This window comes from uncultured Tateyamaria sp. (assembly GCF_947503705.1).
GTDB lineage: Bacteria > Pseudomonadota > Alphaproteobacteria > Rhodobacterales > Rhodobacteraceae > Tateyamaria.
In genome coordinates this window covers 63,879-84,211 of sequence record NZ_CANNES010000006.1, presented here as the reverse complement: position 1 = coordinate 84,211, position 20,333 = coordinate 63,879, and the positions used below count along the sequence as shown (strand labels likewise).

Sequence of the window (20,333 nt, the reverse complement as noted above, 5' to 3'; positions counted from 1 at the left end):
TTGTCATTGCCCCCACAATCGCCTTATCTAAACCAATGGGTTTACGGCGCGCATCTGCGTCGCCATCCCATTATTTTGAGTTTCGCTGTTGGACGGACACTGGCTGGTACGCCGCGCAAGACCTCTGACAGACCGATTGGGCCTTGAGACAGGCCACGAGATGCTGACGCAAGGCCGAGGCCTTTGTGCAGCGAATGAACGGATGCGCGGCCCCAGTGAGGTGCCCGTGTCGGAGAAGAACCGCGATGATGCGCGTTGATTTATACAATCACCCAGCAGGGGCCCAAACCGGCCCAACCTGCCGCGCATCTCTGATCGCCCAAAATAGACACGACCCCAAATCGGCCGCACCCCCGGGTACGTCTGATGCGCTGTCGTGCAGTGAAAGACTATGGCCAAGAAAATGCTTATCGATGCCACCCACGCGGAAGAGACCCGCGTCGTGGTGGTGGACGGAAACAAGGTCGAGGAGTTCGACTTTGAATCTGAAAACAAACGGCAGCTTGCCGGCAATATCTATCTCGCAAAAGTAACACGGGTCGAGCCGTCGCTTCAGGCGGCGTTTGTGGACTATGGCGGCAACCGCCATGGGTTCCTCGCGTTTTCGGAAATCCACCCTGATTATTATCAGATCCCTGTGGCGGATCGCGAGGCCCTGATGGCCGAAGAGCGCGCTTATGCCGAGGCGCAGAAGGCCCGCGACGAGGAAGAAGACAAGCCAAAATCCACTTCGACCCGACGCCGGTCGACCTCTTCCAAGTCCAAGGCGGCTGCCGCCAAGAATGACGATGCTGTCACGTCGACCGAAATCGACGGGATGGAGACGATTGACCTGGAGGCTGACACTGGTGCCGAGGCCGAGATCGACGCCTCCGAGGCGGCCTCGCCCATGGAGACGGTCAAGGAAACACCCGTTGAAACCCCTGCGGCGGATGAAGCGGTGGCCGAGGAAGATGTCGCAGACGATGCGGCTGAACAGACCGCGTCCGAAGAGGCCAATGCAGAGGGCGCCACGGCGTCTGATGATGCGCCGGCCGACGCCGATGCGGACACCGACGACGACAGCGACGAAGAGGACGCCCCCAAGAAATCTTCGGCTGCGTCCAAGGATGACAGCATCGACACCGTGGCCGATGATGACGATCAGGATGACATCCGCCCGCCGCGCAAACCGCGCCCGCGCCGTTACAAAATCCAGGAAGTCATCAAGGTTCGTCAGATCTTGCTGGTGCAGGTCGTCAAAGAGGAACGCGGCAACAAGGGCGCAGCCCTGACCACCTATCTGTCTCTGGCTGGCCGCTACTGCGTCTTGATGCCGAACACAGCCCGGGGTGGTGGCATCAGCCGCAAGATCACCAACGCCGCGGATCGCAAAAAGCTGAAGGAAATCGCCAACGAGATCGACGTGCCCCAGGGCGCGGGCTTGATCGTGCGTACCGCCGGTGCGCAGCGGACCAAGGCCGAAATCAAGCGCGACTACGAATACCTGTTCCGCCTGTGGGAGCAGATCCGCAAGCTGACGTTGGAATCCATTGCGCCCGCGAAAATCTATGAAGAAGGCGATTTGATCAAACGCTCGATCCGCGATCTCTACAACCGCGAGATCGACGAGGTGTTTGTGGAAGGTGAGCGCGGCTATCGCACCGCCAAGGATTTCATGAAGATGATCATGCCGTCCCACGCCAAGAACGTTAAACTTTACAGTGAAAGCCTGCCGCTTTTTGCCCGCTATCAGGTCGAGACGTACCTGGCCGGCATGTTCAACCCGACTGTCCAGCTGAAATCCGGCGGCTACATCGTGATCGGCATCACCGAAGCTTTGGTGGCCATCGACGTGAACTCGGGGCGTTCGACCAAAGAGGGCTCGATCGAGGAAACCGCCACCAAGACCAACCTGGAGGCGGCCGAAGAGGTGGCGCGCCAGCTGCGTCTGCGCGACCTTGCAGGCCTGATCGTGATCGACTTCATCGACATGGATGAACGGCGCAACAACGCCAAAGTCGAAAAGATGATGAAGGACAAGCTCAAGACCGACCGCGCCCGCATTCAGGTGGGCCGTATCAGCGGATTTGGCCTGATGGAAATGTCGCGCCAGCGTCTGCGCCCCGGCATGATTGAGGCGACGACACAGCCCTGTGCAGCCTGTCACGGCACCGGTTTGATCCGGTCCGACGACAATCTCGCCTTGTCGATCCTGCGTCAGGTCGAAGAGGAGGGCACCCGCCGCCGTTCGCGCGAAGTGCTGGTCAAGGCCCCCGTGGGCATCGCCAATTTCCTCATGAATCAAAAGCGCGAGCATATCGCCCATATCGAAGCCCGCTATGGCCTATCGGTCCGGGTTGAGGGTGAGCCGCATCTGGTCAGCCCCGACTTCACCCTGGAAAAGTTCAAGACCGCCACGCGGGCTGTGCCAGTAGCCACCGCTCCGGTTGTGTCGGTGGACACCTCGATCATGGATCAGGTGGACGAGGATGAGGCCGAGGTGGATGACGCTGTCGCCGAAACTGATGTGACGACCGGCGAGGATGGCGAACCAAAACCCAAACGTCGTCGTCGGCGGCGTCGTCGGAGCCGGAGCAAGTCGTCCACAACGACTGAAACGGATGGTACAACCGAGAACGGTGCAGAGGCGACTGACAGCGACGCTGCGGCGGATGCACCGGCGGCGGATACGACCGAGACCGCGCCAGCGTCTGACGCCGCAGAACCCGCTACGGACGCAGAAGACGTGCCTGTGAAAAAGACACCGACGCGGACCCGCAGTTCCAGCCGCTCCACGACGACATCCAAATCGTCCACTGCGGCCAAGGCCGAAGCAGAACCTATCGCGGAAGCGGCTGCAGAAAAACCTGCGCCCAAACCACGCACGACGCGTTCACGCAGCACCACCAGTGCCAAGGCCAAGGCCGCAGCGGCCGCCGCTGAGGTGCCTGCTCAGGCAGCGTCGGAGCCCGTGGTAGAAGAAGTGACAGCGTCGGTCGAAGCCCCGTCCGAGCCTGTGGAGGCAGACCCGGCCCCCGAAGCAGTAATTGCCGAAGCGGCGCCCGAAACAGTTGTGGCAGCCGCCATACCTGAGCCTGCGCCCGAGCCTGTTGCGGAAGAGGTTGCGACCCCGGATGAGCCGCCAAAGCCGAAGAAGCGCGGCTGGTGGTCACTGGGCAAGTAAGCCGGACAGCGATGAATTGGTCAAAGGGCGCGCCGCAGGGTGCGCCCTTTATCCTTTGCGGATCACATAGCTTTGGACAGGTCCGCTCAGATCACTGGACACAAGTTCATGCCCGGCCTCAGCACAAAAGTGAGGCACATCCACCACGGCAGCCGGATCATCGGCCAGAACGGTCAACGCCTCGCCAAGGGCGAGCGATTGCAGACGTTTGCGCGCTTTGAGTACGGGCAGGGGGCAGAGCAAGCCCACAGCGTCGAGTGTGTATTTGTCATCCATCCCCGGGAAATAGGCGTGATGTTTCAGTCTGTCCACAGACATGTGACCGCATGTCCCGTGACGGATGGGCCGCGATAGGATAGGCGAGGGTCATGTTTGGAATTGATCTCATCGATGCGAGCCTATTGCCCGCCATAGCCGTGGCACTGTTCGCGGGCATCATAAGCTTTCTCAGCCCTTGTGTACTGCCCATTGTGCCGCCCTACCTGGCCTATATGTCCGGCATGACGGTGCATGAGATGTCTGAAGGGCGCAGCGCGCGCAATCGCGCCACGATCACAGCCCTCTTTTTCGTGCTGGGCCTGTCGACGGTGTTCATATTCCTCGGCTTTGCCGCCTCGGCCTTTGGTGCGTTTTTCCTTCAAAACCAGATCCTGTTTTCGCAGATATCGGGGGCGGTGATCATCGTCTTTGGCCTGCACTTTCTGGGTGTTTACCGGATCGGCTTTCTCGACCGCGAGGCCCGCATGGATGCGGGTGATCAAGGCGGGTCGTCCTTTGGGGCCTATATCCTTGGCCTTGCCTTTGCCTTTGGCTGGACGCCCTGTATCGGCCCACAACTGGGTGCGATCCTGACACTCGCCGCGTCAGAGGCGTCGGTGACCCGCGGAACATTCCTGTTGGGTATCTACGCTTTGGGCCTTGGTATTCCGTTCCTGTTGGCGGCGATGTTCATGAGCCGGGCCATGGGTGTGATGAACCGGTTAAAGCGGCACATGGCGATGATCGAAAAGGTCATGGGCGCGCTTTTGGTCTTTGTTGGGGCTGCGATGCTGCTGGGCCTGTTTACCCGGTTCTCGTTCTGGCTGTTGGAACAATTTCCCGCACTTGCCACCTTGGGTTGACACACTGGTCTTTGAAATCAAGACCGGCTGGAAACCAACGTGGGGCCCTGTGCCGCCATTCATATCAGCCATCTGTGCCGGAAAACCACCAAAGACTGCACCCGTCTTCGACAACGATTAAAGTCGCGTGAACGTAGCCCCACGCCGCCTTACTTTGGCCAAAGAAAGCCGTTAGTATCTCTGGAAAAGAGGTGCATCCATGAGCAGTCCGCATCCACAAACCGTCAAAAACCGCCGGGTGTTTTACATCCCCGGCTATGACCCTATTCATCCGCGCCGCTATCGCGAGCTCTACCGCAGCGAGGGTGCGGCCCAAGCGGCTATTTCAGGATATGACCTGACCTTGAAACCGCGAACGGGCGGTTCGCATTACGGCTGGCAGATCGACACAATGATCGACGACGCCACAACCCATGCCGATGTGGAAGTGCTGGTCTGGTCCGACATTGTCCGTGACAGCATGGACGCCTCTATCCCCGGGACGTATTTGCAGATGGTTCGCACCGCTTGGACCTATATTGCCTCAGGCGCTCTATGCCGTCTGATGCGTCTGCGCAAAGGGCCGGTGATTGCGGCGCTTTATCCCGTGGGTATGCTTTTGGGGCAGCTGTTGATCGCGCTTGCCCTCTGGTTGGGTATCTGGCGGCTTGGCAGTTTGACCTTGGGCGACATTGGGGCATGGATCGGGGCGGCTCTTGGGGCGGCTGCATTTGTGGCCCTCTTGCGTTGGTTCAAATCCAAGGACGGCAAAGTCTTTGCTTATTATCTTATGCATGACTACGCCTACTCGGCCGCCTCAAACGGAGCGAACCCAAAGCCCCTTGAAGATCGGATGCACCACTTTCAGGACAGTATCGCAGAGGCGCTTGCCACGGACGTGGACGAGGTTCTGGTGGTTGGCCATTCCTCGGGCGCCCATTTGGGGGTGTCTATTCTTGCCGATCTGATCCGTGCGGGCCGTGTTCCGGTCCATGGGCCCAAGCTGGCGTTTTTGTCGCTGGGCCAAGTGGTGCCTATGGTATCGTTTTTGCCTGACGCGCATCGCCTGCGTGCAGACCTGCAATATCTTGCCGCGCGCGAGGAACTCACTTGGGTCGATGTCACCGCGCCCGGCGATGGCTGTGCCTTTGCGCTATGCGATCCGGTTGCGGTCTCGGGCGTTGCGCCGCCGGCCAAAAAATGGCCGCTCGTCTTTTCCGCCGCGTTCACCCAAACCCTCAGCGCAGAGAAGTGGTCGGAATTGCGCTGGCGCTTCTTTCGGTTGCATTTTCAATACATGTGCGCCTTTGATCGCCCCAAAGACTACGATTATTTCCAGATCACCGCAGGCCCTGTGACCTTGGCCGAACGATATGCAGGCAGGCCACCCTCGAAATCGCGGATTGATCACGCCGTGTCCAAATACACGTCTGTGGCCGCATGATCCCGCCCAAACCGCCCAGCAGGCCGGATCGCGTATCGCTCTGGCGGTATATGCAGCTTTTTCGGCGCGATATCCTGTCGGCGCAACCCGCGCGACTTTACCGCGCATGGATGGCAGAGTTTCGCACGCCATTCTTCCGCAGCTATCTGATGAATCAGCCCGATCTGGTCAAAACGGTGCTCAAGGATCGGCCCGATGACTTCCCCAAATCCGACCGGATTGGCGAGGGGCTGCGCCCACTGTTGGGAAATTCGGTTTTTTTGACCAATGGCGAGATGTGGAAACGGCAAAGGCGGATCATTGATCCGGCGTTCGAAGGTGGTCGCCTGCGCGAGACCTTTCCCGCCATGTGGGACGCATCCGAGGCGGCGGCTGCCCGTTTGCCCCAAGGCATGACGGAGATTGAGGAACACACCAGCCACGCCGCCGCAGACGTGATTTTTCGCACGCTTTTCTCTATCCCCATTGAGGACAAGCTGGCGGGCGCGGTGTTCCACGAATTTCGTGCCTATCAGCGTAGCCAACCGATCCTGAACCTGGCAGCCTTTGTGCCCCTGCCCAAATGGATGCCGCGTCTGTTTCGCCGTGACACGCGGGCCAGTGCGGCGCGTATTCGGGCGTTGATCGGCCAATTGGTGCAGCGACGCGCAGAGGAGATCGCGGCGGGCTCCGCCCCGGATGATCTTGCCACCAAGATTATGACCACCCGCGACCCCGAAACGGGAGAAACCTTTTCGCCGGGCGAAATGGTGGACCAGGTGGCGATCTTTTTCCTGGCAGGCCACGAAACGAGCGCATCAGCGCTGGCCTGGGCACTCTACCTCATGGCGCTGTACCCCGATTGGCAGGACAAGGTTGCCGGCGAAGCACAAACGCTGGAGGCTTGCGACTTTGCTGCGATGTCAAAGCTGCCGATCACACGCGATGTGTTTCGCGAAACCCTGCGGCTTTATCCTCCGGTTCCGATGATGGTGCGCGAAGCCGCCTGCCCAGAGACGTTCCGCGAGCGAGCCGTGCCCAAGGGCAGCCAGTTGGTGTTGAGCCCCTGGCACTTGCACCGGCACGAACGGCTGTGGGATCGGCCTGACGCTTTTGATCCCGCGCGGTGGCACACTGAAAACGGCAAGACCTGCCAACGTGAAGCGTTTATCCCGTTCTCTGCCGGCGCCCGTGTCTGCACAGGAGCCGGTTTCGCCATGGTTGAAGGCCCGCTGATTCTGGCGCGACTGTTGCGCGATATGCGCGTGGAAACGGTCGAAGGGCGCGATCCGGTGCCCGTGGCGCACCTGACGGTGCGGGCCAAAGACGGCATCTGGCTGAATTTGCGCAAACGGTAACGCTAACACCGGGGCGGTGGGATTACACCGTCGCCTGGATTGCGATAGGCCTGTTTCAACAACAAATCCTAATCCTTCCGGAGGTGACCCGATGACTGATGTTGCAACAATGCGTGCCCAGATGGAAACCGGTTCGGGATTTATTGCTGCGCTCGATCAATCGGGCGGGTCCACCCCCAAGGCACTGGCGCTCTATGGTGTGGACGCCAATGACTATGGCAGCGAAGATGAGATGTTCGCTGAAATCCAACGAATGCGCGCCCGCATCATTCTCAGCCCCGATTTTACCAGCGCCAAGGTCATCGGCGCGATCCTGTTTGAAAAAACGCTGCATGAGAAAATCGACGGGCAATCCGTGCCTGCCTATCTCTGGAATAAGCGCGGTGTTGTGCCGTTTCTGAAAATTGACAAAGGTTTGCAGGATCAGGCCGACGATGTGCAATTGCTGAAACCCATTCCGGGCCTCGCCGAGATGCTGGCCGAGGCCAAGTCGATGGGCGTCTACGGCACCAAGGAAAGGTCGGTTGTGCATGGCGCCAATGCCACGGGGATCGAGGCGATTGTCGCCAATCAGTTCGAGGTGGCACATGAGGTTTTGGCAGCAGGTATGGTGCCGATCATCGAACCTGAAGTGAACATCCATTCCGAGACCAAGGCCGAAGCGGAAGCGATGTTGGCCGCAGCACTGATGCGCCACGTGGAGGGCTTGGCCGAAGGTCAGGACGTAATGCTCAAACTGACATTGCCCGATCAACCTGGGCTTTATGATGCGTTGGCCGATCATCCGCGGGTGGTGCGAGTTGTGGCGCTGTCAGGAGGATATTCGACTGACGATGCAAGCGCGCGCCTGGCCCAGAACCACAAGATGATTGCCAGCTTTAGCCGCGCCTTGACCGAAGGGTTGCAGCGAGACATGAGCGATGAAGGGTTCAATGCCGCACTCGGTGGCAATATTGACAAGATCTATCGCGCATCGGTTGCGTAATCGGTCTTTGACGCAAAGACCGGCTGGAAACCGACGCGGTTTCCGGTCCAGATTTTCCGGTTTTCGCGCCGAAAACCTGCCGGAGACCGCGCCGGTCTCCGGCTAGGCCAAAGGGTGGACCGGTTCCGCATTGCAAAAGATCACGATCTGGCCCGCATTCTCAACGGCTGCATACCCGCGCCGGTTCAATTCGGACAAAAACACCTGACGGCCCACGTAGCGTTCGATATCGCGCGATTTTCGACGTATCACTGCGCCATCGCGTGCGGCCTTGGAACTGAAGATACCCAAAAGGTAACCTTCAGGGCTGAGCGGGGTGGTTTTTGCGGAACCAGACATACGGAGCACCTTGCCCTGTCTTGGTTAACGTTCTCTAAAACGGGACAACACAAACACACGGATCGCCGAGGCAAGCCCCACATCCGGCGCGCGCGCGGCATCTATTTCGCTGGCCAGCGCATTGATCGGTTTGCCGTCAGCCGCCGCAATCTCGCGAAAAGCGGCCCAAAACTCTGGCTCCAGTGACACGCTTGTGCGATGTCCTTTGAGGGTCAGGGAATGCTTTTGCGGCCCGTCGTTCACTGTTCGGCCCAAACACGCCGGGTCGGATCGAGCGTCGAGACGCGGGCATAGGTGTTTAGAAGACGGGCCAATGCCCCTTCATTCGCACGGATATACCGTCGGGCCCGTCGCAAGGCGCGCACCCGATTGCGATCTTCAATGCTTTGGTCCGTCTTCTGGGTCATAACAATACCTGTCACATTTAATACGCTGACAAGTTGCCTGGAATTTATGGCTTTTTGTTGCCGTCTTTTGCACCATTGGCGGACGTTTCGAGGGCTTTGCCGTCCAGTTCTCTCGTCATGCGTGCTGTTTCTCGCTCTGCGTGCTGCTTTTCGGCCTTGGTGCGCCCGAATGCGACCACATTCGCCTCTGCCCGCGCCGTTTTTTCGGCGCGAGCCCGGGCCTTGCGGGCCTTGTTGAGGTTGATAGGCCGCGTCACTTAGGCCCGATCATGTTCTCAGGGCGCACTACGCGATTGAACGTTTCTTCGTCTACAAAACCAAGGGCAATCGCCTCTTCGAGCAGTGTCGTGCCGTTCTTATGCGCCGTCTTGGCGACCTTGGTGGCGTTGTCATAGCCGATCTCGGGCGCAAGGGCTGTGACCAGCATCAGTGATTCGCGCATCAGCTTGTCGATGCGCACCTCATCCGCTTGCAGCCCATCAATGAGATTGTCGGTAAAGGCCGAAGCGGCGTCACCCAAAAGCTGCATGGATTGCAACACGTTGTAGGACATCATGGGTTTGTAGACGTTCAGCTCAAAATGGCCCTGCGACCCAGCAAAACCAACAGCTGCATCGTTGCCCATCACATGGGCACAGACCTGCGTCAGCGCTTCGCATTGGGTCGGGTTCACCTTGCCCGGCATGATGGAGGAGCCGGGCTCGTTTTCGGGCAGCACCAACTCGCCCAGACCGCAACGGGGCCCCGAGCCGAGCAGGCGGATGTCATTGGCAATCTTGAAAAGCGATGCAGCAACAGTCTTCAACGCTCCTGACATTTCGACCATGGCGTCATGAGCGGCCAGTGCTTCGAACTTGTTAGGAGCCGTGACAAAGGGCAGGTCAGTGATGTCGGCCATATGCGCCGCGACCGCCTCGGCCCAGCCCTTTTTGGTGTTCAAGCCTGTGCCCACAGCCGTACCGCCCTGCGCCAACTCGTAAATCCGGCCCAACGCGTCTTTGACCCGCTGAATGCCCATGGCGACCTGGTGGGTATAGCCGGAAAATTCCTGGCTCAGGGTCAGGGGTGTTGCATCCTGCGTATGGGTCCGACCGATCTTGATGATCCCGTCAAAGGCTTCGACTTTGAACTGCAAGGCTGCATGCAGTTTCTCCAGCCCGGGCAGCAGCACGTTATGTGCGGTCATGGCCGCGGAAATGTGCATCGCAGTAGGGAATGTGTCATTGGAAGACTGGCCCATATTGCAATGATCGTTAGGGTGCACCGGGTCTTTCGATCCGATCACGCCGCCCAGGATTTCGATAGCGCGGTTTGCGATCACTTCATTGGCGTTCATGTTGGATTGGGTGCCAGAGCCGGTCTGCCACACGACGAGGGGAAAGTTGTCGTCAAATTTGCCGTCAACCACTTCGCCCGCCGCCTGAATGATCGCGTCTGCAAGACGCGGATCGAGACCACCCTGAGCCTTGTTTTGCATGGCACACGCTTTTTTGATCACACCCAGCGCACGCACGATGGCGATTGGCTGCTTTTCCCAACCGATGGGAAAATTCATGATCGAGCGTTGCGTCTGCGCACCCCAATATTTTTCCGAAGGGACCTCAAGGGGGCCAAAGCTGTCGGTTTCTGTGCGGGTGTCGGCCATCGGGCGGCTCCTGATTGAAAAAATGTTCAGGTTTGGTTTACCGGGCGGCACCGGCACAGACAAGCATGGGGGCCGCGCCCATCGCGCGTTGTGCGGTCACAATTTTCAATGTTTGGGTGCAACATCGTCGGCACCGTCCTATATTAAAGCTGCGCGCAACCGAAGGAGCCTTCCCGATGACACCTTTACGATCGTTTCCCTCATTGGCGGTGATGCGGCTGGCCGGTTTGATGGCCCTTTTGGTTTTGATGGCAGGGGTGGCGCGGGCCGATATTTCGGCATTTGTGGGCACCTATACCGGCTCGGCTGAGGTCACCTCGGCAGACGGTACGAAAATCCCGCGCGACATGAGCGTCGACATTTCGGAAACCAAGGAAGGATTTCGCGTGAAATGGACCTCTGTCACTCTGCGCTCTGACGGGCGGCGCAAGGAAAAGTCTTACACCATCGATTTTGTGCCCAGCGACCGCGACGCGGTTTATGCGGCGGCCATGCGACGCAACGTGTTTGGCCATGAGGTGCAGTTGAACCCGATGAAGGGCGAACCCTATGTCTGGTCGCGCATTGATAGTGAAACGCTGACCGTCTATTCGCTTTTTGTGGATGTGGACGGCGGTTACAGCCTGCAACAATATGACCGCACGCTTAGTGATGGTGGCCTAGACTTGCGGTTTCAGACAATTCGTGATGGCGAAATCCTGCGCGCGGTCGATACGTTCCTGACCCGCCAGTAAGCGCGTCCTTATTTTCGAAAACTGTCGAGAGAGACAACATCGGCTGGCTTGGATTCTTTGTCAGTCGGCGCTTTTGGTTCTGCCATCTGAGTTGCCTTCACAGTCGGACTGGGCAGCATTTCGGGCGGTGGCGGGGCTTTGGCCCCTTCTTCGCCGTCTTCCTCCTGGGTCTCGAACCGCAGACCGAATTCCACAGATGGGTCGACAAATGTCTTAATCGCGTCATAGGGCACAAAAAGCGGCTCTGGCGCGTCACCAAAGTTCAGCGTCACGGAAAATCCATCCTCGCCAACTTCCAGCTTGTCATACCAATGTTGCATCACGACGGTCATTTCGCCTGGATAACGATCAGACAGCCAATCGGCCAATTCGGCATCCGGATGGCTGGTGTCAAAGGTGATAAAGAAATGGTGAGCGCCTGGCAGGCCATTCTCAGACACATCGGTCAGGACTTTGCGAATGAGGCCACGCATGGCCTCATGCATCAAGTTGCCGTAATCAATGCTCCGGCTCATGGCAGTCCTCGCACAAGTTGCTCTTAGCATATCCCAATTTTGCGCCAAGGAAAGAGGGGCTTGGGAATTCACTGGGCTTAACTGAGACCAAGCAGACCCAAAGTGCAACCCGTTGCGGCCATGAGAGCAAGGGCAGGCAGCAATGAGACGCGCAAGCCCAGCATCAATACCATCGCCACTGCCGTCAACAGAACTGCCCAATGATTAAGCGTTGCGACATCAGGCAGAGGCAGGGCGAGCGCGTTAACCTGGGCAACTTGGCCAAAAATGACGTGTAAGGCGAACCAAACCGACAGGTTCAGGATCACCCCTACAACCGCCGCAGTGATGGCGTGCAAAGCGGCGGAAAGGCGCGGGCGCGCGGCGATGTGTTCGAGGTAAGGGCCAGCGGCAAAGATCCACAAAAAGCAGGGCGTGAAAGTCACCCAAAGCGCCACAGCGCCTGCCGCCAAGGCCATACCAAGCCCGCCTTGGGCAAAGCCCGCAAGCAAGGCCACGAATTCAGTCACAAGGATCAGCGGCCCCGGCGTGGTTTCGGCCAGTCCCAGTGCGTCAATCGTTTGCCCGGTGGTGATCCACCCGTAATTCTGCACGACCTCTTGCGTCATATAGGCCAGCACTGCATAGGCGCCGCCAAAGGTAACGACCGCCAGTTTGGAAAAGAACAGACCGATCTGTAGCAGGAAATCCTGCGCGGTGATCCAAAGCACGACAATGGGGGCCACCCAAAGGCCGCCCCAGATAAGGACCGTGCGTGCTGTACGTGCTTTGGCGTGGGGTGGTGGCGTGGAGTTTTCACCTTGTGCAGTCAGATACCCATAAATGCCTGCGGCGATCACGATCACTGGAAAGGGCAGGCCGAATACAAACAGGGCCGCAAAGGCGAGCCCTGCCAGTATCCATGCTGCACGGCCCGTCAGCGCTTTTCTCCCAAGGCGCAGCAGCGCTTGCAGCACCACAACAATCACTGCAGCCTTGACCCCAAGGAACGCCGCCTGGATCAAAGGAAGGTTGCCATAATGCACATAGCCTATGGCGAGCCCCAGAATGACCAGCGCCCCGGGCACAACAAACAAAAGCCCGGCAAGCAGACCGCCCGGCACCCCACGCAACCGCCAGCCTGCATAGGTCGCCAATTGCATCGCCTCCGGGCCGGGCAAGAGCATGCAAAGTGACAACGCGCGCAGGTATTCCTGCTCGGTCAGCCATTTGTGGCGCGTGACAAGCGCCTCGTGCATCAGAGAGATCTGCGCCGCAGGCCCACCAAAGGACATGCAGCCGATGCGCCCGAAAACGCGGGCAAGCTGCGACCAATCCTGTTTCATGCCGCCCCCTCGCGAGCGGCGACCCAGGCCGCATCGATGATGGACAATGCCGACGCGGCTTGCGCCTCGGAACTGTGGTGGAGGTGGGGCAGGGCAGTCAGAAGGGGCAACCATGGCGCAGCCTTGCCATCAATCTGCGACAGAAAGGTGACAAGCGGCACGTAATCGAGGCCCGCTTGAGAGCATAGCGTTTCGATACGTCGCGGCGCAGGCTGCGCGCCAAACCGGGCCGCCACGTCGCCGACCATCGCGGCAGGCACCCACATGATCTCCGCCCCGTCATCAAACCAGCGATGGATCAGCCAGGCCAAGCACAACGACTGGGCCGTGACCGGTGCGGGCAGAACCCAGGAAGCGATGCCTGCGGAGCCTGTATTCAGGGCCAGACGGGGCCGTTTTGCATCAAACCAGCCGAGGTTTCCGCCCTCCAATGCACGGGCGTGAAAGCCCCGTGCGCGCAAAAGGGCCGCAGCACCATGGCTCAGCTTGAGCCCTTTCTGACAGATCACAACCACAGGCCGCGCGGGATCGGCCGTTTGCATCCATTCGCGAATGTCACCATGCGCCACATGACGGGCACCGGGCAGGCGCCAGGGCGCTGCGGCAATATCTTCGGGCACGCACACGTCGATCAGACAGGGCATTTGGCCAGTGCCCATCACGCGCATCAAGTCATTGGGGTGAAAACAAAAATCAGGGTCCATCATGGCATCCTTTGAGCACAACAAAAGATGCGACACTTGGGCAGGGCGGTTGTTTGGCAAACCGGAACCATGAGCCTGATGGGGCAGTCGCGTGCGCCCCTGATAATTTCGTATCGGGGGCCATGGTTAAGGTCAAGCCCCTAGCGCAGGCGCGTGCCGCTGAGCATGACGGCCATCGCGTTTTCAGGCAGGCAGCCCAGCTGTTCAAACAACAACAACGAATCGACGCCGCTGTAGACCTCGGACATCTTTTGCCCGTCAAATCGCGCAATCATCTGGCCGAAGACATGCACAGGGTCACCGCTGGCCACTGCATGGCTTTTGACCTCGACCAGCGCAGAAAGCCATTCGTCCTGATCAACCGTGATGGGCAAGGTGATGGTGATCGGGCCGAGTTGTTCGCGGATCATAAAGATCAGGTCCGCCAAGTCGTCCGCGTCGAACGGCATGTCGCCCATGATCCCGCGCGTGCGGGCGTCCGGTGCAAAATAATCTGGAATGGCCTCAAGGTTTCCCTTGGTCCAAACCTCGTCATAATAGCCTTGAAGCGTTTTGAGTTTGTAGGGCATGGACCGCCTTTGCACTGATCATCCAGAGGTTGATCAACGCCTAACACCACGACATTAACAAGGTTTGAAGTTTGGGAATAAAGTGCAGGCTTCTGTTGCCAGGTGCCTGCGAACCCCGCCTAACGCGGCTAGGCGTTAGGACTTAATTTTCGATATTAGGAACAGCTTACGCTGCTACTGCCATCGGAGCACGATTGTCATTTGCAATTGTACAGTTTTCGCCGGTAACGGTGGCAGACAGCCGAGACAAAGCTAACCCCTTTAGACGTCCGTCGATCCTGTTTCGACCCCGTGGTCCCCCAAATGAAGGGATGTTGGTGGAGTCGCCGGGTACCGCCCCCGGGTCCGATCCGCTTATGACGAGCGCGTTTATGTCCATAGTCCCGAAGGACACTCCATATATAGGAGAGCGCACTGCCTGATGCAATCTGTCGGAGCTTCCGATTGCGCATTTTTTGGACCGACGATTGCAAGCGGGAACGTCAACAATGCGGCGTACTGCTCTGATTTTAAAGGTTTGCGACCAGAAACCATGCTGATAGCGCGGCTTCAATCCCCCCAAAGATGATCACCTTTCTCGCCGGCGGCGCATCAAAGATCAGTGACAGAACGCGGCCCAGCGCTGCCCCCATAAAGGCAAAGCCGATCATCACAAAGGCCAGCGGATCATCCAGCCAGAGCGCTGCAAGCCCGGCAACTACAAAAAGCCCGCCCACGGAGGCGCGCATTTCGCTGAGGCCCATTGTGCTGGTAGTCGGTTCCAGATCAAGCGCCGCAGCGGTGTAGCGCGGCGCGACAAAGCCAAAGAGCCCAAAACCGATAGTGAGGACTGCGGCAATGATGTTGAGAATGTCTATCATGCCAGACAGTTAGTACATGGTGGCGCGGCTTCAACGGCGGGTGGCGAGAATGAAGGGTGCGGTTACCAGACGGAAAGCGTGCCAAAGCTTTTGCTTTTCAACGGTCGTGGCACGGACGGCGAAACGCGAACCCGCCATCGGCATCTATCCGCCGAGTGGTTACGCCACCGCCCTTTTTGCGAATGCACGCGGGACTTGTCATGCAAAACTGACACCATTCGCTTTTTAGTTGATTCACAGGACAGGTAGATGGCTTTGAGATATTCCCGCCAAGATGCAGCAAGAGACGAGGCATATTCCGCCAGATTATCCGACAGTGATGCGGCAGGCCTTTCTGAAACCGAGCCGATGAGCCGCAGCGAATGGGCTCGCGCGAACCAAGACGCGCAGGCGGATCATTTTGACTTTGTGCGATCCAACGGTGGGCGTGATGATGGCGGCGCGATCACGCGCGCCTCCAACGATGGGCGGACGGATCTGCCGGTCACACCAGACCCGATACCGGTTGAAGACAGTGATCCCGATCCCGCGCCACCGCCCCTTGATCCACCCGTTTCGCCCGACGCGCCGACCGAGGCAGGCAGACCCGGCGATGCCACGCCCGGCACACCGCAAATCTCGCAACCCAGCCCGGCGCCGGGGGACACAAACGCAGAATATGGCAGAGCGGATGACGCCACGCCCGGCCCGCTGCCCGATGGGCCGGTCACCAGCTATACAAGCGGCGGCCCGGCCAGTTCCTCGTTCAACGTCACGATTGAATTCGTCGGGACCTGGTCGACGGCCCTGCAAGACGCCTTTACCGAAGCTGCGGATTACCTCAGTTCAATCATTCTGGCCGATCTGCCCGATGCCATTGTGAACGGGGTCGCTGTTGATGACATCAGCATCACCGCAACCTTGCAAGCCATCGACGGGGTGGGCGGCACGCTGGGCAGCGCGGGGCCGCGGGTGCTGCGCGACGATGGGACCTTCCTGCCTTCTACAGGGGCGATGACCTTTGACAGTGAAGACGCACAAAACCAGCTTGATATCGGGAATTGGGAAACCATCGTGTTGCACGAGATGTTGCATGCGCTAGGCTTTGGCACCCTATGGTCGTTGATGGGGCTGACAAGCGGTTCGGTCGCGGGGGGTGACATCCGCTTTACCGGTGCCAATGCAACAGACATTTACCAAACGGAATTTGCGACAATTGCCGGTGCAGATGCGGGTTCTTTGCTGGGTATTCCAGTGGAGACAGACGGTGGGTCCGGCACGGCGGGCGGCCATTGGGATGAAGATCTGTTTGGTGCAGAGATTATGACCGGATTTGTCGATCAGGGCGGGTTCGTTTCTTTGATGACGATCGCCTCGCTTGAGGACATGGGCTTTGATACCGTCTTTGACAGTCCCTATGATCCCAACGATTTAAGCGGGCCAATTCCGGTTGATCCGCTGATGGACATACTGGTCTAGGCCAGCACCGCAATTACAATTCGACGCGCACGTCGTGCAGCCAGATTTTCGGCGGTCGGGACAGCATGAACACAACCACATCGGCCAGGTCTTCGGGTTCGGTAAAGATGTGGTTGGGCACGTCCTCGTTGGCCTTGGCAAACATTTCGGTATTTGTGCCGCTTTGATAGAGCCCCGCCACGCGGATACCGCTGTCGGCCTCATCGACCTTGAGCACTTCGGTAAAGCCGCGCACGCCGTATTTGGTGGCGGTATAGACCGCCTGACCCGCCTGGGCCACAACACCGGATTTTGAGGCAACGTTCAGGATGATGGCCTCGCCCCGCGTGCGCAAGTGGGTGATCAAATGCTGGGTCAGTTGCATCAATGCGGTCAGGTTGGTCTGGACCGTTGCCAGAAGCGTTTCGCCGTCGATGGTGTCGAGGCGGCCGGTCTTGTGCCAGATGCCTGCATTGTTAATCAGAATGTCGATGCCGTCAAAATCGCTCAGGATCGTCTGTGCCGTGTTCTGCAGCGCGCCGCCGTCGCGGATATCGCAGGCGTAGGTATGGACCTGAGGCGCACCAGCACTGGCACAGGCTCCGGCGACTTCCGCCAACCGGGACGTGTCACGACCGATAATGGCAAGGCGGCATCCCTCGGCGGCCAGTTTCAGGCAGATATGCTTGCCGATCCCGTCGCTGCCGCCGGTGACCACAACGGTCTTGCCTGAAAGTTCCATGATGTGCGCCTTTATGCAGAGGATAAGTGCCTTGCATAGCAAAGGGTGCGCAGGGCGCAAGCGGCGTCAGAGCGCTGTCAAAAGCCCGATGCCGCCCACGACAATCAGGCTGAGCGCCCAAAGAAGCTCCAGGTCGAACCAACTGCGGCTCAGAAATTGCAGTCCCAACCATCGGTGCACCGCATAGGCCATCGCCCCGCCCGATCCCATCATCGCGATGGTGTGCAGGATCGCGACCCCCAGCGCGAGAGTGGTAGTGGTCATGAGGGCGGAGGCGGCCTTGTGCCCTTGGTCCAATTCTTCGATCGCGCACAGACCCAGATAGATAGGCACCAACATCAACGCAGCCCCGTGGGCAAGCGCCACAAGGAAAGACCAGAGTGCCAGTCGGTGCGGCGGGATGCGGGCGAGAAAGCGCGGGTGTCGCCGGGTGATGGCCAGGTAGAGGCCCATTGCGATGACGATCAGGCCGGCGCCGATGCGAATTTCACGTTCATAATCAATGAGCAACGTCATCATGGAAAACGGCAGTAAGATGCCCAGCATTGCCGCGAAATGGCCAAGGCTCAGCGCGCCAAGCGCGGGCCATAGGGCTGACGCTCGCCGCTCAAACAGCGCCGAGGAGACCGCAAGCGGCCAGCCCATGCCGGGATTGAGCCCATGATAAAGCCCGGAGAGGATAACGGCGAGCCAGAGGCCCGCCGCTGTTGTCAGGTCCATTTACACCGACGGATAGCAGAAGCTGTCGGTGGAACAGTCGCCACCTTCCAGCCGGATCTGGTGGCTGCGATAACCCTCGGGGAACTTGGTCCAGAACTTTTCGTCCAAGGTGATGCCCCCGTTTTCGCCAACATTGGCCATGACCATCGCCGCCCCGCGCTCACCGGGATAGAACTGATCATCCCACGTGGAATACAGCGAATTGGTCCAATAGACCCGTTTGCCATCGCGGCTTATCTCGACCATCTGCGGGCCATAGCCAAAGTCTTCGCCATTGGGGTGCTTGTGCTTGGCCACGATGCCGCCGATCTCGACCTTGCCGGCCAGAACCGGGTTCATCGGGTCGGACACGTCGTATTGGTGCATTTCGCCCAGTCCCCAACACGCGACATACAGGTATTTGTCGTCCATGCTCAGGTCGATATCCGTGACTAGTGGAGGCACTGCACCAAACCCTTTCAACAGGTCGGGCAGGTCGTCGGGATCGGCAGGAACGGGATCAATAGTGATCGTCTTCTTGGCCTGCCACTCGCCATTGTCATCCTTCCACCAAGTGAAAATCGCGCCTTGCAGGTTGGTGGTGTCGACCACCACGCCACAGAACCCGTATTCCTTGATCGGGTCGTGGGCAGGGCGGATTTCCAGCGCCATCTGGTGGTTTTCGCCCAGATCGATGGACTTTGCCACCTTGCGCGCGCGCAGATCCCAGAAGTGGATCGTGTGACCGTATTTGTTGCTGAGCAGGTCCTCGGCGACGACGCCGTTTTCGAACTGCGGTGGCAGGCCCCATTCGGAACTGACCATGTAATCGCGCGGCAGGTTCCACCAGAAATCGTAGTGCTTGTCCTGAATGCCGCGATCCATTTCGTAGCGGCCTTGGATTTCGAACGTCTGGCAATCCATGATGAAGATGCCGGGGGGGCCGTCAGTGCCATCCTCGCCACCGCCGCCCAGGGTCGAGACATAGATGCCCTCGGGGCCGCAATGGATGGTGTGGGGGCGGGAATAGCCGGTCTTGGCCATCAACTCGTCAGCTTCGATGATCTTGTGGATTTTGCAATCCATCGGGTCTTTGACGTCAATGATGTAGATGCGGGATGACCGGATGCCGGGGATGATCAGATAGCGGCGTTCCAGAAAGGCGTGACCTGTCAGCGGCGACAGCGACGATGAACAAGCGTTCCAGCCAAAGTGGTGAAATTCATCGCCCAGGTTCGGCACGTACAATTCATGCACGATCTGGCTGTAGGTGTCGCTATCGGGGTCTACGTCCACGACGGCCAAGCCATCGGGCTTAGTCCCATCGGGGCTGAGCATCAGCGTAAAGGCCAGCTTTTCGACCGGGGCTTCCATCGCCATCTTGGGCGAAGGGTGGAATGTGGGGTCTGGTCTCAAATTCATAACGTCCTCCCTGACGTATCGTTGAAATCGTGGCTGGCCCCTCCGTTATTTTATGTGGCTGAGGGATCAGACCGTCTTGCGCTCCTTCGGTTTGGCCTTTTTGGCTTCTTGTTGGTGTTTCGCTTTTGCGGCCCGGGCCGTGACGACACTGTGGGCCAGTTCTCGGGTGTAGCTTTCCAGCTTGAGCAGCGTTTCGTCGGTGCGCGCTGCATCCCCGGCCTCAAGCGCGTCGGCGAGATCGGTGTGTAGCGCTACGATGACCTCACGCGACCGCGCGGTGAAGGTGATCATGTTCATCAAGGGCTGCATCGCCTCGACAGCGCCGGCCAGTTGATAGCTCAGAACTTTGTTTCCGGCACCATCGACCAGCGCGCGGTGCAGTGTCACGTCAGAGGCGCAAAACGCCTCGTCCGTCAGGCCGGGCTGTGACTGGCGGTGAATTTCGGCGCGCATGGTGGCCAGTTGGTCTGGCGTGCGGCGCTGTGCGGCGAGCGGGGCACAAGCGCGTTCCAGCGCATAGCGGGCCTCGCAGGCCACATCGAAACTCACCGAATTCATGCTGAGCAGCAGCGTCGAGGTGGTCACTTGCTGGTCGTAGGCTTCCTCAAAGCGCAGGCGGTTCACAAAGGCCCCGCCGGTGGCCCCGCGCTGGGTCCGAATCAGTGATTGTGCCGCCAAACGCTTGAGCGCCTCGCGCACGGTGGGCCGTGACACGTCGAATTGATCAGCAAGCTCAGCCTCGGAGGGAAGGCGTTGATCTACGAGTAAATCACCGCTGACAATAGCATCCCGGATCGCCTTGGCGATCTGTGCCGAAAAATCTGCAGTGCTGTCAGGATCAATTTTCATTTGTCATACATATTAATGTCTGACATTTAATCTGGCAACACTTGAGTCGGGGAG

22 protein-coding genes and 1 other RNA gene are annotated in these 20,333 nt (G+C 58.9%); 7 read left to right on the top strand and 16 right to left on the bottom strand.

The annotated features are described in order from the left end of the window. Nucleotides 1-391 precede the first annotated feature (391 nt). On the top strand, nt 392-3,166 hold the full coding sequence (locus Q1A44_RS14335) for an Rne/Rng family ribonuclease (RefSeq protein WP_299626454.1): 2,775 nt from the start codon (nt 392-394) through the stop codon (nt 3,164-3,166). A gap of 48 nt (nt 3,167-3,214) precedes the next feature. Here the strand turns inward: Q1A44_RS14335 and Q1A44_RS14330 are convergent, their stop codons facing one another. Then, nucleotides 3,215-3,484, bottom strand: a complete 270-nt coding sequence (locus Q1A44_RS14330; protein WP_299626451.1) for a sulfurtransferase TusA family protein — start codon at nt 3,482-3,484, stop codon at nt 3,215-3,217. Between the two features lie 50 nt (nt 3,485-3,534). Between Q1A44_RS14330 and Q1A44_RS14325 the strand changes: the two genes are divergently transcribed. From Q1A44_RS14325 to Q1A44_RS14310, 4 genes are all read left to right on the top strand, one after another. Continuing rightward, nucleotides 3,535-4,287 carry a cytochrome c biogenesis protein CcdA gene (locus Q1A44_RS14325; RefSeq protein WP_299626448.1) on the top strand — a complete coding sequence of 251 codons (753 nt, stop codon included), beginning with the start codon at nt 3,535-3,537 and terminating at the stop codon, nt 4,285-4,287. 199 nt (nt 4,288-4,486) lie between these two features. Continuing rightward, nucleotides 4,487-5,710: a hypothetical protein gene (locus Q1A44_RS14320; protein ID WP_299626445.1), complete on the top strand. Its 1,224-nt coding sequence runs from the start codon at nt 4,487-4,489 to the stop codon at nt 5,708-5,710. After that, nucleotides 5,707-7,047 carry a cytochrome P450 gene (locus tag Q1A44_RS14315; RefSeq protein ID WP_299626442.1) on the top strand — a complete coding sequence of 447 codons (1,341 nt, stop codon included), beginning with the start codon at nt 5,707-5,709 and terminating at the stop codon, nt 7,045-7,047. Before Q1A44_RS14320 ends, Q1A44_RS14315 begins: the two co-directional genes overlap by 4 nt. A gap of 91 nt (nt 7,048-7,138) precedes the next feature. Beyond that, on the top strand, nt 7,139-8,032 hold the full coding sequence (locus Q1A44_RS14310; RefSeq protein ID WP_299626439.1) for a fructose bisphosphate aldolase: 894 nt from the start codon (nt 7,139-7,141) through the stop codon (nt 8,030-8,032). Between the two features lie 102 nt (nt 8,033-8,134). On the opposite strand, the gene Q1A44_RS14305 is transcribed toward Q1A44_RS14310, so the two are convergent. The 5 genes from Q1A44_RS14305 to fumC are packed head-to-tail and all read right to left on the bottom strand — an operon-like array spanning nt 8,135 to nt 10,423. Further along, complete coding sequence (locus Q1A44_RS14305) at nt 8,135-8,371, bottom strand: N-(5'-phosphoribosyl)anthranilate isomerase (protein WP_299626436.1); 237 nt, start codon at nt 8,369-8,371, stop codon at nt 8,135-8,137. Nucleotides 8,372-8,395: 24 nt separating this feature from the next. Beyond that, the gene (locus Q1A44_RS14300) at nt 8,396-8,614 is read right to left on the bottom strand and encodes a ribbon-helix-helix domain-containing protein (RefSeq protein WP_299626433.1); all 219 of its coding nucleotides are present in this window, start codon (nt 8,612-8,614) and stop codon (nt 8,396-8,398) included. After that, nucleotides 8,611-8,778: a hypothetical protein gene (locus Q1A44_RS14295; RefSeq protein ID WP_299626430.1), complete on the bottom strand. Its 168-nt coding sequence runs from the start codon at nt 8,776-8,778 to the stop codon at nt 8,611-8,613. Before Q1A44_RS14295 ends, Q1A44_RS14300 begins: the two co-directional genes overlap by 4 nt. 44 nt (nt 8,779-8,822) lie before the next feature. Beyond that, the gene (locus Q1A44_RS14290) at nt 8,823-9,035 is read right to left on the bottom strand and encodes a DUF4169 family protein (protein WP_299626427.1); all 213 of its coding nucleotides are present in this window, start codon (nt 9,033-9,035) and stop codon (nt 8,823-8,825) included. Next, a complete protein-coding gene (gene fumC / locus Q1A44_RS14285; RefSeq protein WP_299626424.1) occupies nt 9,032-10,423 on the bottom strand; it encodes a class II fumarate hydratase in 1,392 nt (463 codons plus the stop codon). Before fumC ends, Q1A44_RS14290 begins: the two co-directional genes overlap by 4 nt. 176 nt (nt 10,424-10,599) lie before the next feature. Here fumC and Q1A44_RS14280 point away from each other — a divergent pair, with 176 nt between their 5' ends. After that, nucleotides 10,600-11,157 carry a hypothetical protein gene (locus Q1A44_RS14280; protein WP_299626421.1) on the top strand — a complete coding sequence of 186 codons (558 nt, stop codon included), beginning with the start codon at nt 10,600-10,602 and terminating at the stop codon, nt 11,155-11,157. Nucleotides 11,158-11,165: 8 nt separating this feature from the next. On the opposite strand, the gene Q1A44_RS14275 is transcribed toward Q1A44_RS14280, so the two are convergent. From Q1A44_RS14275 to Q1A44_RS14250, 6 genes are all read right to left on the bottom strand, one after another. Then, complete coding sequence (locus Q1A44_RS14275; RefSeq protein WP_299626418.1) at nt 11,166-11,672, bottom strand: ClpXP protease specificity-enhancing factor SspB; 507 nt, start codon at nt 11,670-11,672, stop codon at nt 11,166-11,168. Nucleotides 11,673-11,749: 77 nt separating this feature from the next. Then, nucleotides 11,750-12,997 (bottom strand): chromate efflux transporter, encoded by a 1,248-nt coding sequence (gene chrA / locus Q1A44_RS14270; RefSeq protein ID WP_299626415.1) that lies wholly within the window; start codon nt 12,995-12,997, stop codon nt 11,750-11,752. After that, nucleotides 12,994-13,704, bottom strand: a complete 711-nt coding sequence (locus tag Q1A44_RS14265) for a rhodanese-like domain-containing protein (RefSeq protein WP_299626412.1) — start codon at nt 13,702-13,704, stop codon at nt 12,994-12,996. Before Q1A44_RS14265 ends, chrA begins: the two co-directional genes overlap by 4 nt. 137 nt (nt 13,705-13,841) lie before the next feature. Beyond that, a complete protein-coding gene (locus tag Q1A44_RS14260) occupies nt 13,842-14,270 on the bottom strand; it encodes a nuclear transport factor 2 family protein (protein WP_299626409.1) in 429 nt (142 codons plus the stop codon). 81 nt (nt 14,271-14,351) lie between these two features. Continuing rightward, nucleotides 14,352-14,701: a transfer-messenger RNA gene (ssrA, locus tag Q1A44_RS14255) on the bottom strand. Between the two features lie 78 nt (nt 14,702-14,779). Then, nucleotides 14,780-15,130 (bottom strand): DUF4345 family protein, encoded by a 351-nt coding sequence (locus Q1A44_RS14250; RefSeq protein ID WP_299626407.1) that lies wholly within the window; start codon nt 15,128-15,130, stop codon nt 14,780-14,782. A 249-nt stretch (nt 15,131-15,379) separates the two neighbouring features. On the opposite strand from Q1A44_RS14250, the gene Q1A44_RS14245 reads away from it, so the two are divergent. Beyond that, nucleotides 15,380-16,588 (top strand): leishmanolysin-related zinc metalloendopeptidase, encoded by a 1,209-nt coding sequence (locus Q1A44_RS14245; protein WP_299626404.1) that lies wholly within the window; start codon nt 15,380-15,382, stop codon nt 16,586-16,588. Nucleotides 16,589-16,601: 13 nt separating this feature from the next. Here Q1A44_RS14245 and Q1A44_RS14240 read toward each other — a convergent pair whose 3' ends face one another. The 4 genes from Q1A44_RS14240 to Q1A44_RS14225 all read right to left on the bottom strand — a co-directional run bounded on the left by Q1A44_RS14240 (nt 16,602) and on the right by Q1A44_RS14225 (nt 20,279). Next, nucleotides 16,602-17,309 carry an SDR family oxidoreductase gene (locus Q1A44_RS14240; RefSeq protein ID WP_299626401.1) on the bottom strand — a complete coding sequence of 236 codons (708 nt, stop codon included), beginning with the start codon at nt 17,307-17,309 and terminating at the stop codon, nt 16,602-16,604. Nucleotides 17,310-17,375: 66 nt separating this feature from the next. Continuing rightward, nucleotides 17,376-18,029, bottom strand: coding sequence for a hypothetical protein (locus Q1A44_RS14235; protein WP_299626398.1), 654 nt, complete (start codon nt 18,027-18,029; stop codon nt 17,376-17,378). Next, nucleotides 18,030-19,430 carry a selenium-binding protein SBP56-related protein gene (locus Q1A44_RS14230; protein WP_299626395.1) on the bottom strand — a complete coding sequence of 467 codons (1,401 nt, stop codon included), beginning with the start codon at nt 19,428-19,430 and terminating at the stop codon, nt 18,030-18,032. 66 nt (nt 19,431-19,496) lie between these two features. Further along, complete coding sequence (locus Q1A44_RS14225; protein ID WP_299626391.1) at nt 19,497-20,279, bottom strand: GntR family transcriptional regulator; 783 nt, start codon at nt 20,277-20,279, stop codon at nt 19,497-19,499. Nucleotides 20,280-20,333: the final 54 nt, after the last annotated feature.